This window comes from Phaeodactylibacter xiamenensis, assembly GCF_965229835.1.
In the GTDB taxonomy this organism is placed as follows: Bacteria; Bacteroidota; Bacteroidia; order Chitinophagales; family Saprospiraceae; genus Phaeodactylibacter; species Phaeodactylibacter xiamenensis.
The window spans coordinates 5,917,904-5,930,007 of sequence record NZ_OZ245931.1 but is presented as its reverse complement, the minus strand read 5'-3'; the positions used below and the strand labels follow the sequence as shown (position 1 = coordinate 5,930,007).

Genomic DNA, 12,104 nt, shown 5'->3' with positions numbered 1-12,104 from the left:
GCCTGGTTATATCAGTGTTTTTCCTTCTACAACGACGCCATCTTCCGCGAAAGCAGCACCGAAGCAAAATCACATTCCGGATCCTCCGGTACAAAGTCAAGGACCGTCATGCCCAGGCTATGGAGTACTTCCTGATACGCTGCCGGCGAAAGACTGCTGTGGTAGACCGGTTGCCCGCCCACGTGGCCGGTGACTTCTCCGGCATCAGGGCCTACGGTCAGCAAGAGCAGGCCTTTGGGCTGCAAATGTTGGGCAAACCGAGCCAGGGTTGCGCGTTGCTCAGTGGGCGTCAGGTGGAAAAAGCTGTGCCAGCTGATGATGCCCTGAAAGGACTCTTGTAAATCCAACACCCGCATGTCCATCCGGTACCATGTGCTGTCGGGAAAGCGCGCTTTCGCCAGCTCAACCATGGGCGCTGCGAAATCTATACCAGTGACTGCATAGCCCTGCTCTATGAAATAACGCCCGATCGGTTCCCCTCCCCCGCAACCGACATCAAGAATAGCCGCTGATGCAGGCAATAAATTCTCAAACCGGCGAAGCCATTTCTTTTCGAACAGCAACCGGCTGCGCTCGGCATCGTACTGCAAACCGTGCTGCTCGTATACGCTTCTTGTTTTTGCTGCCAGTGCCCTGATATTTGCGTTTTTTTCCATACTTTTTTGTGCTTAAAGGCCCGCCCGGGAGCAATCCTGACGGCCTACACCTTTTGCCCAATGTAGAACACGTAGCTATAGTACTGCTTAAAACGCTCATACAAATCAGCTTCTGCCCGGTCATTTTCAATAAAGGCCTTCACAGCAGGATTGCCGGGATACTTTTCCAGGAAGGCTTCCCGTAACGCAATCTGCGGACTGTAGTAATGGTCGGTCCAGCAATTCTCCGGGATAATGAAAGCAGCCCTGGGCGTATAACCTGCGGCTTCCATCTGCGCCATTTTGGCGGAAGCGGTGTTGATCTCCGGGTAAGCAGCGGCCCAATAATCCTGTAGCTCTGAGGGGCGCTCTTGCGTGAGCCAGCTAATCTCTGAAACCGCCAGGTAGCCCCCTGTTTTGAGAAATGCCCGCCATTCCCGGATACCACGCTCAAAGCCAATGTTATAAATGGCACCTTCGGACCAGATCAGGTCCAGGCTGTCAGGCTCAAAGGGCAAGGCCTCCATATTGCCGGTGATGCCCTTCACCCGGTCTTGCAGCCCAGCTTGTGCAGCATTAGCGTTGAGTTGTTCAATGAAGACCGGGAAAAGGTCCAGCGCAGTGACCTGACTGCCAGGCAGATGCTCTGCCAGCAGCAAAGTGTGAGCTCCGGTGCCGCACCCAATATCGGCTATCCGGACAATTGGGCGTTGAACCTCAACAAAGCTGAGCGCCTTCAGGGTCGTTTCCGGGCTGCCGGGGCCCTGTCGTTCCAGCATGGAATAGTATTCGCCTAATAATTCAAAGTCGGATTCTTCCATAGGGTAGTGTTGTATTTTTTTGCCGAAGAAGGCTCTGATCGCCAGTCAGCCCCCAAATAGGCTTTATAAGCTACACAGATGCCGACAGCCTGACCGAACTTCCGGCGGCGGCACCAGTTCAAGCGGTCAGACCTTCTCATCCACGCCCTTTGCCGCTTTCTGGTCCATAAACCAGTGCAGCTGCCCGTGGGCAGGCTGTACATGAGCTGCAGGGTATTCAGATGCCCCAGGCTCACCATTAAGGATAGCAGAAACTTTTTCCGCTTTGCTTTGCCCGGTGACCAGAAAGGCGACTTCCCGGGCATTATTAAGCACTTTGCCCGTAAGGGTCACCCGTTCCTGACCACTTACAGGGTGTTGCGCCAAAGCACAAACATCTTCGGCCTCCAGTAAATTCATTTGATGAGGGAATATAGAGGCGGTATGTCCGTCTCCGCCCATACCCAGCATAATGAGGTCAAATACCGGCCATCCCTCTTGCATGGGCAGGCACTCCTTGATCTCCTCCCCGTAACGTCCCGCTTCGGCCTCAGCTGGCAACTCCCCGCGCAAACGGTGAACGTTGCAGGAAGGTACGCCCGCCGGCGTCAGGAAAAGATCATCTGCCATTTTGAAATTGCTTTCGGCATCATCCGGAGGTACACATCGTTCATCGCCCCAAAAAAAGTGGACTTTCTCCCAATCTATCCGGTCCTGGTATTCCTCCGTCCAGAGCCGGAACAACACAGCGGGAGTGCTCCCCCCCGAAAGGGCGATATTCACCGGCTCTTTTTTTTCAGCCAGCCATTTCTCAAAAAACTCAGCGAAGTTACGGGCCACCTGCCCGGGAGTATCTGCAATGTGGATGTGCATACGGCTTTAGGTTTTTGTGTGTGCTGTTAAAGTTCGCAAAAATTCCGGGAGTCTGTCAAGTTTCGGCAGGGATTTCGCCAGCTTACCCGGTCACCTTCAATTAGATTGTCTGCCACATCGGGGCCCCATGTGCCGGCCGGATATCCGAATAACTTGATGTCCGGATTGTTCTTCCATGCGTTCAGGATCGGGTCCACAAAGCGCCAGGCTTCTTCCACACTGTCGCCCCGGGCATAGAGGGTCGCGTCTCCCTTCACAGCATCAAGGATCAGGCGCTCATAGGCTTCGGGCACGTGGGCATCGGTCAGGTCTGAATAGTGAAAGTCCATCTCTACGTTCTTCACGTTGAAGCCGGCACCGGGCACTTTCATACCAAATTGCAGCAGCAGCCCCTCGTCGGGCTGAATACGCATGATCAGCTGATTGTTCATATTCATCATTTCTTCATTGCTGCGGAACAAATGATGAGGAGGCGACTTAAAATAGACCACCACCTCGGTGGCTTTGGTAGGCAGGTGCTTGCCGGTTCGGATGTAGAAAGGCACGCCTGCCCAGCGCCAGTTGTCAATAAAGAACTTCAGGGCCACGTAGGTCTCAGTCATAGAGTCGTCCCCCACGCCTTTTTCTTCCCGGTAGCCTTTGATGTGCTTACCGCCAATATCCGCACCGATGTATTGCCCCCGAATGGCGTACTTGCCTACCTCCGACTCTGCGATAGGGCGCAAGGCTTTGAAAAGCTTGAGCTTCTCACTGCGGATGGACCCGGCATCTGCATTAATGGGCGGCTCCATAGCCACGTGCGCCACGATTTGCAGCAGGTGATTTTGGACCATATCCCGCAGTGCACCGGAGGAGTCGTAGTAGCCGCCCCGGTCGCCCACACCAATTTTTTCAGCGGAGGTGATTTCGATATGGTGTATGTAATTGCGGTTCCACAGTGGTTCAAAGATGCCATTGGCAAAGCGGGTCACCAGCAGGTTTTGCACGGTCTCTTTGCCCAGATAGTGGTCAATACGGTAAATCTGATCTTCGTCGAAGTGCTGCTGCAGGCTTTTGTTCAGGCTTTGGGCAGATTCCATATCGTAACCAAAAGGTTTCTCAATGATTAGCCTCCGGAAACTACCCTCCTTCTTGTTCAGGTCTTCCTGGGCCAGGTACTTCGGGATTTCGGTATACAGGCGGGGTGGTACCGACAAATAGAAGACATAGTTGCCCGATGTACCCATTTGTTCGTCGATCTTCTCCAGGCGTTGGCGCACCTTGGGATAATCTTTAGCTTCGAGGGTATCAATGGGTTCGTAAAACAATTTTTGGGCAAAGTCTTGCTTCTTGCTGTCCTCAATGAACTCATTATCTGTAAAAACCTCCTGCCTAAATGCATCATCGCTGTAGTCCGTACGGCTGACGCCCAGCACGGCGAAAGACTCAGGCAGCAAATTACTGCAGTAGAGTTCATAAATTGCCGGGAGCAGTTTGCGCTTGGCCAGGTCGCCGGAAGCACCGAAAATCACAAAAACCTGTGGATCCATAGGGTTGTTTTTTGATGAAATCGAGCAGGGGCATGCAACCAGGATTGCACAGCCCTGTTTAAACAAAAGGCTGGACTACCAGTAAAGTTCTAATACTGATATGAATTACCTATGAAGATTGGACTCGCTGCCGACCACGGTGGCTTCGACCTTAAAAATCAAATTACTGAATGGCTCCGCGGGGCGGGCTTCGAGACGACGGACCTTGGGGCACAAGCCTACGATGCCCGGGACGACTATCCGGATTTGGTGTACCCACTGGCTAAAGCCGTAGCTATCGGCAAAGTCGACCGGGGTATTGCTGTGTGTGGCAGCGGAGTGGGCGCGGCGATCGTGGCCAATAAGGTAAAAGGGATCCGCGCAGCCCTCATCACTGAAACCTACTCTGCCCGGCAGGGGGTGGAGCACGATGATATGAACCTGCTTTGTCTTGGTGGACGGGTCATAGGCCCTGAACTGGCCCGGGAACTGGTCTTTGCTTTCGCAAAAGCGCAGTACAGCGGTGAAGAACGCCATAACCGCAGGCTGCAAAAACTTCAACAAATCGAAAATGCCAACAATGGATAATAAAGGATACGACTTCGGTATGATTGGCCTGGGTGTAATGGGCCGCAATTTCATCCTCAATGTGCTTGATCATGGCTTTTCAGCTGCCGGGCTGGACCTGGATGCTGAAAAAGCAGCAGCACTGAAAAAAGAAGGAGAAGGCAAGCCCGTGATGAGCACAACGGACACCGCCACGTTCGTAAAGGCACTCGCCCAACCTCGCAAAATCATGCTGCTGGTTCCGGCTGGCAAAGCTGTGGACAGTGTCATTGAATCCCTCCTCCCCCACCTCGATAATAAGGACCTGATCATTGACGGAGGGAATTCCTACTTCCCGGATACCGATCGCCGCTTTGAACAGCTCAAGGCCAAAGGCATCCGCTTCATGGGCATGGGGGTTTCCGGTGGTGCAGAGGGCGCAAGGCGGGGGCCAAGTATCATGCCGGGGGGAGCCCCGGAAGCCTATCAGTTGGTGGCGCCTATTCTGGAGGCGGTGGCGGCCAAAGCTAAAGGCGAGCCCTGCGTGGCGCACCTGGGCAATGGCGCTGCCGGGCACTACGTCAAAATGGTACACAATGGCATAGAGTATGGGCTGATGCAACTGCTGGCAGAAGCCTATGACATCCTCAAAAATGCAGGTAAGCTGGACAACCCCGCTCTACATGAAGCTTTCAAAAAGTGGAATGAGGGTGCCCTTGAGTCCTACCTCGTTGAAATCACCAGCAAGATTTTTGCTCAACCGGATGATCAGGGCGAGGGATGGCTGGTGGATAAAATCCTGGACAAAGCCAAGCAGAAAGGGACAGGCAAATGGACTTCCCAAAACGCAATGGACCTTGGCATCCCGGTACCTACCATTGATGCGGCAGTGACTATGCGTGGCTTATCCGCCTTAAAGGCAGAACGCACGGCCACCGCCCCGCGCTATAGCCGGTCTATTGAAAGCTACCCGGCTGTAGATCAGGGGCAACTCGTTAGTCAGGTGGGGGAAGCTCTTCACTTTGCCTTTATGATCACCTATGCACAGGGCATGCACCTGCTGGCAGAAGCCTCCCGGGAGTATAATTTCAACCTAAACCTGCAAACGGTAGCCAAGATCTGGCGGGGCGGGTGTATCATCCGGGCAGAGATACTGGAGGATATGCGTCAGGCCTATCAGCAGGAACCGGAACTGAACAACCTGGTGCGGTCGCCACTCTTCCAAAGTTCTTTGCTCTACGGGCAGCGTGGTGCGAGGAGCGTTATTCAGACTGCTACACAGTTTGGTATCCCCACTCTTGCCCTATCTTCCACTCTGAATTATTTTGATGCTTACCGGGATGAGCGCCTGCCGCTTAACCTGGTACAGGCACAACGCGACTTTTTTGGATCGCACACTTACGAGCGGACGGACCGGGAAGGTGTTTTTCATACAGCATGGGAGTAGGCAAGCGGTAGGAGCGCAAAAAACGAACCCCTTCGATCAGGCATTTACTGCGATCAAAGGGGTTTATTATAAGGTTGATGTGGGAAAGGACTTATCCGCCGAAACGATAGCCAATCGCCAACTTACCCGTGAACATGATTTCCGGCCAATCGACAACGTTGGTTTCATCGTCAATACTCACGTTATCAATAAAGGCTCGCCCTATACCAAATCCTAGGTCAAAAACGATCCCGCTATTGCCTACGACTTTATAACCAACGCCGAAACCTAAACCAACACGAGTTTGGGAATATTCCGAGACAAAAGCATTATCGTTACCGTCCCAACTGCGGTTTATGAAACGTAGAAATGCACTGGCATAGAACTTATCTGCACCGTCATCCGGATTAAAATAATACTTGCCATAAGCTGTGATCGGTAGGTTGAAATAGTCAAATGCTCCATCGTCTCCGAAGCCTACCCCGATCTGACCCTCCACACTGAAGTTGTCTTTCAACATGAAATCAGCACTTGCGCTAAGGTTACCAAACAGAAGACCGATCGGGTTAACCATTACATCGACCTGCGCCTGAGCTTTGGTAAGACCTGCGAGTGCAAAAACACCTACCAGCAATAGTAGTTTTACAGATTGTTTCATAAGGTTTTAGTTTTAGATTAAAACAATGGCATAAAATTAAGAATTGGACTGAGAAAACCAGAGGAGGCCTAATAAAAAGTCTAAACTTGAGTGAACCTTAACACATCTTTAGCAATTGTATTTGGTTAAGGTTTGCCCGGATCACCATATTACAATAACATTTCATGCATCAATTAGACCAGTTTTTTAAGTCCAGCCGCGATTTCCCTAAGATAGAAGTAGAGGAAGGGTTCCGGTTTATTGAGTACCGGTCCTATGAACAGATGAACCGAATACGCACCTGGTCCTCTCAGCACTTTATCGTTTTCGTATTGCAGGGAGAGAAGGTTGTCGAAGCTGGAGGCGCCAAATTTCCTGTAACGGCGGACAAAGCCCTATTCCTGCGCAAGGGCAGCTATCTGATGTCTGAAAAACCTATTGATCAGGGGGTATTCCAGAGTGTCCTGTTTTTTCTGGACGAACCTTTTTTGGAGCAGTTTGCCCGTCGGCATGCGGATTTGCTACCCAGCCCCAACCGGGCCAGTCAGGCACCGGCGATCCGGTTGCACATCACGGAACCCGTAAGCCAGTTTTACCATGCGGTACTGCCTTATTTCAACACGCCCCTCAACGAAGCCCGCCGCCGGGGCCTTACCCTCAAACTGGAAGAACTACTGCTCAACCTGATTGCTGAGCCTGAAAACGCAAGCTTTGCTTTATTTCTGAATGGACTGCTACAGAGCAAGCCTACTATTGCCTCTGTAATGGAGCAGAATTTCATGCTCAATTTACCGATGTCTGCATTTGCCCAACTGGCCCAGCGCAGTCTTTCCGCGTTTAAGCGAGACTTCAAAGAAGCCTATGCCCAACCGCCCGGCCGGTGGCTGCACGAACGCCGGCTTGAACACGGTGCGCACCTGTTGGAACATACCGGGCTGCCAGTCACTCAAATTGCTTTTGAATGTGGCTTCCAGGATTTATCCCACTTTAGTGCAGCTTTCAAAAAGGCTCACCGGTTAAGCCCCTCCGATTACCGGAAAAGGGCTGCTGCCCACAGCTTTTGAGCTCGGCACCAAAAAAGGTTCTACGAATAAGAAAAAAGTTTCATATCTAGCCAGGTTCTATGCATGACTCTTAAAAAAATAGACGATAAGACCTTATTACACATTTCATTTATGTGAATATTTTTTTACTTTTGTAAAGACACTACATTAATAAGTCGATTTAACGGCTTGTGAGCTTAATCTTTAGCGACTACCAACGCGAAGCCTGCTGAACCTAAAGCTCCGAGAGGCAATCAACATCAAACAAAAGCACAGTTGCGACCAACCCTGCCTTTCCCCGATCGATCTGAAAACTAAATCATTTTACAGTAAAAGAAACGTCTTCATTTTTGGCATAGTAATTGCATTTGACTTGAAGAGTTTCTTTAATATGTAAAATAGCTTGATATGAGAAAACAGAAGAACGAAACCGTAACACTAAATCAGGGCGATAGCGATATCACACTGGATTATGCCGAGCTGCGAAAAGCTGTATTGGTTTTGCGCGCCATCAACCATAAGCTGCGTCAGCGGATTATCGGGCTGTTGGAAGAAAGCGAAAGCATGACTGTAACCGATATTTACATCAAACTGCGACTTGAACAGTCTGTCGCTTCACAGCATTTAGCTATTCTGCGGCGTGCAGGAGTGGTTGATACGGAGCGACAGGGCAAGTTCATCAACTATTCGCTAAACCGGGACCGCATTGCGCAAATTTCCCGCCTGGTGGATGAGCTGGCTTCTTAATCAGGCTAGCCTTCTTTTCCTTCAATAAGCGCATACTTTTTTCATGACTTCTTTGGGAAGTTCATTTCTGTTTGTCAATGCCCCCAGCTTGACCCTGTGTGTTTATGCCACGATCTGATTGTAGCTGTTACAGTTCAAAGCAATAAAAAAGCGGTGCCGGACCTGAATCCGAAACCGCTTTTTCATTTTACAAACCTAGCTTCAGCAGCAATAGCGGAATAATTTCTCCAGCCTTTTGCTGCCTACACTAAAGCAAATTATTTCCTTAATAAGACCACAGATCGTGCTCAAAGTTGAAGATCTCCTGACGGATCCGTTCTGACTCCATAAGTAAGTCTGTACCGGAGAGGTAATCTTCAAGACGGCGGTCAAATACATTAGACTCTTTATAGATATAGCTTGAGAAGAACCGCATCTCAAACAGGTCCTCGTAGCTCATAGGGCTGGAGTCATTGGCAATATTGAACACGCGCTCCCTTGCCAGTACTTCGCGAGCTTCAGGGTAGTAAACCCAGAACATAGGGCGCTCATATCTGAAATTGCCATTATCATCAAACTCCTCGATAAGCGGTGCAATACCGAGGATGCGTACCTGCATGGTAGAGGTTTCCTCATCGAAGAACCAAATCTCCTTCAGGCGATAACGCTTGACGTCAGTAGGGTCAACTTCGTTGCGAACAACCTGGAAAGTCTCTTCGTACGTTTCCGGGTCTACGGTGGCGATGGTATCCACACTGGCACCCATTGAAGCTACCTCATCGGGCGTAAGGGGAATAGAGAACTTATCGTCCTCAGTGCTGTAAACAGTAATTTCACCAGCTTCAGCAGCTTCCATCAAAATGGTGAAAAACGGGCGCTCAGGATAAGCGAAAGCAAGGTTCATCTTCTCACGTACGTCAATGACCCGCCAGATGCGCTTTTCCCAGAAAATGTCTGCCTCACGGATATGGTCGTAAGGTAAAACGCGCTTCTCGAAGGTCAGGCGCTTTTCTACGATATCATCGAGGGGCTTGTCCGCATTCATCTCCCCTGACTCAGTCATGATGATGTTATCGGGGGTCTGTGCATTAAGCGGACCAGCGAGGAAGAACATCAACAATCCTAAGCTGAAAAATTTCAGAGCGATCTTCATGGCTGATTTTTTAATTTAATTTGTTTGAACGAGAATTTGACCACGGCCAAAAGCCTTAGGATGCGAAAAATACTGCTTTTCCTATGAAGGAAGAAAGTATAGCAGCGGATTAACACCACGTTTTTCCTTTTCGCGCCACCAGATGACCGCAAAAATAAACTAATCTGTTACAGTGGTGCGTTCTTGGGAATTATTCCGGCTAGATTGGATGTATAGTTTTCTGCTACGCACCAGCTTCCATGGTAAACCATCAAAGCTTTCCTGTATTAGAACTAACGGCGATTTTATAGCTGCTATTTTACAACCTGTGCAAAATAACAGAAATTCTTACCGTTCGGATTTTCAATATATTATAGCCCTTTCAGGCTGAGCTGACTACAGCCAGCTCTCCCGTTTGAAGAGCTGGCTGAAGCAGCTAAATTCGATAAGGTAAAAATACCTTACTTAATTTTAAATACCATTGAGTTGATCGGGCGGCCCACTTTATCACCAGGGCAACGAGCCTTCACATCATCATAGTAGTAGATATCGCCCGGCTTAGCCTGATTAACCAAACGGCGGGACTGATCATTGTATCGTGCGCCGGCGTTGATTACTTCAACAGGGTCCTGACGGGAAGCCACATAAACCAGGGTGAAGCCCTGAATCTGACAAGTGGCATCAAAGTCAAAGTTATCCAGGAATGCTCCTACACCGCCTTGCGCTTTGAAGGTACCGTTACCCATGGTTCCACCGCTAGACTGAGAAAGGCGGGCAACCGGGTCAGGAATTTTCTTGACGCGGAAGTCAAATGTAGTACTAGGCAGACCACCACCAGAAAGGATGATTTTTGCGTCACCTGGCTTATCTGCAGTGACCACATACTTACCACTGGCTTTATTTGTTGCCCGGATAGAACAACCGGAAGCCCGAACATCAAGATCGTTGGAAGACACACCGGAAGCAGAAACAGATACCGGGTTATCCACACCAATATAGAATACGTTCATCTTATCCGCAGAGACGGTTGCAGAGCGGGTACCTACTTCATATTCGTAGATGCTTTCCCCTTCTGATACTTCGCCGGTCAGCGGGTTACGGACTTCTACTTTCAGCTTCAGCTGCTTGTTACCTGTAGAGGTGGTGCGGGTGGTGTACTCCGCTTTTCCGCCTTCGCCTACAGAAACAGCACTGCCGTTAACGTAGATATTGATGTCATCCGGGTTGATCTGAGAGCTGTAGGTACCTACAGAAATCTCTGCCTTGAATGGATCACCCTTAATAACGTAGGCTTTCTCAGCCTGAACGACCGGGAAGAAAGAGTCAAACTCAACCACACGTCCACCGGCCAGCTCAGCCATACTGTTGATCAGTGCAGCTTCGGAGCTCTTTGCATCGGACTGCATCTGGCTCATAAGCGGGAGTACAGCAGCAAGGGGCATCTGACGGAATTTAAAGTCCGCCCAGCTGTTCTTGTCTTTGCTTGCCTTCCAGGTTTCGTCATCGATACCGAATGGCAGGTTGTTACCGATGTTTTCAATACGGTTGTTGATTTCTGCTTCTTTCAGACCGAAGGCTTTGCCATGGTTGCGGAGCAATTCCGTATAGATCTTAACAAGCTGATCCTTTGTCTTAATGATTTCAGCCTTGAGTTCTTCCCCACGGCCTTCATCGACAAGCATACGGGTAGTGATATCTTTGTTTTTCTTACCCTTTGGGACCACCTTACCATAGCTTTCGGTGTAGTCATCATCATCCACTTCACCGTTTTGGTTACCTGCGGAGTCAATCAGATTATCCCGAAGATCATTGACGTAGCTGTTGAAGCTGGAAATGGTTTCACGAACCTGATCCACGGCAGGTTCGATTGGGCGGTACTTGGCTTTGGACTCGTCGCTAAGCAGGCTTTTCAGCCCGCCTACTGTTTGCTCCAACTGAGACTCTACAGTTGCGATACTTTCTTTGTTACCGTCATCCAGTGTAAAGAAAGCATTCATTACCTCGGCCGATACGTTAAGGGCAAGTAGCGCGGTCAGCACCAGATACATGAGGTTAATCATGAGCTGCCGCGGTTCCTTAGGTATTGACATGCTATATAGCTTTTAGAAAATTCAAAAATAGGGATGCGTCAACTCAGATTATTTGCCAACGTTTGACATGGCAGAGATTACGTTGCCATACACGTTGTTCAGCTGTGCGTAAGTGCCGTTCAGCTGTCCGATGTTCTGGTTGAGTGCGTTGAGCTGCTCCTTGTATTGCTTGGTGTCTTCCAGTGAGTCAGACAGGTCAGCCATTGCTTCATTCAGTTTAGAGTAGAAGTTGCTCATGGCTTTGATCTGATCGCTCGTACCGGAAAAGTCCACCTCCTGTAAAGCTTTTAATGAAGATAAGCTTTTGGACATGGTTTGCAATTCAGAGAGCATGCCTCCAAGCTGCTGCTCCACAACTTCTCCGTTCAGAGGAGCTGCTGCAGGAGTATTAGGAGTGCCGCCGGCCGTCAGTGGTGCAATATTTGAGCTGTAATCGCTCAGGCCTGGGTACAACTTGTCCCAGTAGTAGTCAGGCTCAGGGCCGATAAGACCGAGGAAAAGGAAAATAAATGCCTCAACGGACAGACCGATGATCAACATTTCGGAAGCGCCTTCCCAGCTTTCCAGCTTAAAAAGTGCACCCATCAATACCACTGATGCACCGAGACCGATGATCAGGTTTTTAATGTACTTAAACCCTTTTGACTTCAAGAAACTCATCTTAGTTCTCTTTTAATAGTTTTGATGA

12 protein-coding genes are annotated in these 12,104 nt (G+C 49.8%); 4 read left to right on the top strand and 8 right to left on the bottom strand.

The window, feature by feature from the left end; all coding sequences use genetic code 11:
* Positions 1 to 26: 26 nt before the first annotated feature.
* The 4 genes from ACO08I_RS22515 to zwf all read right to left on the bottom strand — a co-directional run bounded on the left by ACO08I_RS22515 (position 27) and on the right by zwf (position 3,837).
* Positions 27 to 656, bottom strand: a complete 630-nt coding sequence (locus ACO08I_RS22515) for a class I SAM-dependent DNA methyltransferase (protein WP_421947177.1) — start codon at positions 654 to 656, stop codon at positions 27 to 29.
* Positions 657 to 700: 44 nt separating this feature from the next.
* On the bottom strand, positions 701 to 1,456 hold the full coding sequence (locus ACO08I_RS22510; protein ID WP_282779419.1) for a class I SAM-dependent methyltransferase: 756 nt from the start codon (positions 1,454 to 1,456) through the stop codon (positions 701 to 703).
* Positions 1,457 to 1,582: 126 nt separating this feature from the next.
* Positions 1,583 to 2,308 (bottom strand): 6-phosphogluconolactonase, encoded by a 726-nt coding sequence (pgl, locus tag ACO08I_RS22505; protein WP_282779421.1) that lies wholly within the window; start codon positions 2,306 to 2,308, stop codon positions 1,583 to 1,585.
* A 26-nt stretch (positions 2,309 to 2,334) separates the two neighbouring features.
* Positions 2,335 to 3,837, bottom strand: a complete 1,503-nt coding sequence (gene zwf / locus ACO08I_RS22500; protein ID WP_282779423.1) for a glucose-6-phosphate dehydrogenase — start codon at positions 3,835 to 3,837, stop codon at positions 2,335 to 2,337.
* Positions 3,838 to 3,948: 111 nt separating this feature from the next.
* Here zwf and ACO08I_RS22495 point away from each other — a divergent pair, with 111 nt between their 5' ends.
* Positions 3,949 to 4,404, top strand: a complete 456-nt coding sequence (locus tag ACO08I_RS22495; protein WP_421947176.1) for an RpiB/LacA/LacB family sugar-phosphate isomerase — start codon at positions 3,949 to 3,951, stop codon at positions 4,402 to 4,404.
* On the top strand, positions 4,397 to 5,809 hold the full coding sequence (gene gndA, locus ACO08I_RS22490) for an NADP-dependent phosphogluconate dehydrogenase (RefSeq protein ID WP_282779426.1): 1,413 nt from the start codon (positions 4,397 to 4,399) through the stop codon (positions 5,807 to 5,809). Before ACO08I_RS22495 ends, gndA begins: the two co-directional genes overlap by 8 nt.
* Positions 5,810 to 5,900: 91 nt before the next feature.
* Here the strand turns inward: gndA and ACO08I_RS22485 are convergent, their stop codons facing one another.
* The gene (locus tag ACO08I_RS22485; RefSeq protein ID WP_282779427.1) at positions 5,901 to 6,446 is read right to left on the bottom strand and encodes a hypothetical protein; all 546 of its coding nucleotides are present in this window, start codon (positions 6,444 to 6,446) and stop codon (positions 5,901 to 5,903) included.
* A gap of 164 nt (positions 6,447 to 6,610) precedes the next feature.
* On the opposite strand from ACO08I_RS22485, the gene ACO08I_RS22480 reads away from it, so the two are divergent.
* A complete protein-coding gene (locus tag ACO08I_RS22480; protein ID WP_282779429.1) occupies positions 6,611 to 7,489 on the top strand; it encodes an AraC family transcriptional regulator in 879 nt (292 codons plus the stop codon).
* 387 nt (positions 7,490 to 7,876) lie between these two features.
* Complete coding sequence (locus ACO08I_RS22475; protein ID WP_044216082.1) at positions 7,877 to 8,215, top strand: ArsR/SmtB family transcription factor; 339 nt, start codon at positions 7,877 to 7,879, stop codon at positions 8,213 to 8,215.
* 265 nt (positions 8,216 to 8,480) lie between these two features.
* Here ACO08I_RS22475 and gldN read toward each other — a convergent pair whose 3' ends face one another.
* The 3 genes from gldN to ACO08I_RS22460 form a co-directional block, all read right to left on the bottom strand.
* Complete coding sequence (gene gldN / locus ACO08I_RS22470) at positions 8,481 to 9,347, bottom strand: gliding motility protein GldN (protein ID WP_044216084.1); 867 nt, start codon at positions 9,345 to 9,347, stop codon at positions 8,481 to 8,483.
* Between the two features lie 440 nt (positions 9,348 to 9,787).
* Entirely contained in the window at positions 9,788 to 11,416 is a 1,629-nt protein-coding gene (locus ACO08I_RS22465) for a GldM family protein (RefSeq protein ID WP_282779434.1), read from the bottom strand.
* A gap of 48 nt (positions 11,417 to 11,464) precedes the next feature.
* On the bottom strand, positions 11,465 to 12,076 hold the full coding sequence (locus tag ACO08I_RS22460; protein WP_044216088.1) for a GldL-related protein: 612 nt from the start codon (positions 12,074 to 12,076) through the stop codon (positions 11,465 to 11,467).
* Positions 12,077 to 12,104: the final 28 nt, after the last annotated feature.

Excerpts from the sequence above, each read along its gene's own strand:
- ACO08I_RS22510 (WP_282779419.1), bottom strand. The coding sequence starts at position 1,456 with ATGGAAGAATCCGACTTTGAATTATTAGGCGAATACTATTCCATGCTG.
- ACO08I_RS22460 (WP_044216088.1), bottom strand. The coding sequence starts at position 12,076 with ATGAGTTTCTTGAAGTCAAAAGGGTTTAAGTACATTAAAAACCTGATC.
- ACO08I_RS22465 (WP_282779434.1), bottom strand. The coding sequence starts at position 11,416 with ATGTCAATACCTAAGGAACCGCGGCAGCTCATGATTAACCTCATGTAT.
- ACO08I_RS22485 (WP_282779427.1), bottom strand. The coding sequence starts at position 6,446 with ATGAAACAATCTGTAAAACTACTATTGCTGGTAGGTGTTTTTGCACTC.
- ACO08I_RS22515 (WP_421947177.1), bottom strand. The coding sequence starts at position 656 with ATGGAAAAAAACGCAAATATCAGGGCACTGGCAGCAAAAACAAGAAGC.
- ACO08I_RS22475 (WP_044216082.1), top strand. The coding sequence starts at position 7,877 with ATGAGAAAACAGAAGAACGAAACCGTAACACTAAATCAGGGCGATAGC.
- zwf (WP_282779423.1), bottom strand. The coding sequence starts at position 3,837 with ATGGATCCACAGGTTTTTGTGATTTTCGGTGCTTCCGGCGACCTGGCC.
- gndA (WP_282779426.1), top strand. The coding sequence starts at position 4,397 with ATGGATAATAAAGGATACGACTTCGGTATGATTGGCCTGGGTGTAATG.
- ACO08I_RS22495 (WP_421947176.1), top strand. The coding sequence starts at position 3,949 with ATGAAGATTGGACTCGCTGCCGACCACGGTGGCTTCGACCTTAAAAAT.
- ACO08I_RS22480 (WP_282779429.1), top strand. The coding sequence starts at position 6,611 with ATGCATCAATTAGACCAGTTTTTTAAGTCCAGCCGCGATTTCCCTAAG.
- gldN (WP_044216084.1), bottom strand. The coding sequence starts at position 9,347 with ATGAAGATCGCTCTGAAATTTTTCAGCTTAGGATTGTTGATGTTCTTC.
- pgl (WP_282779421.1), bottom strand. The coding sequence starts at position 2,308 with ATGCACATCCACATTGCAGATACTCCCGGGCAGGTGGCCCGTAACTTC.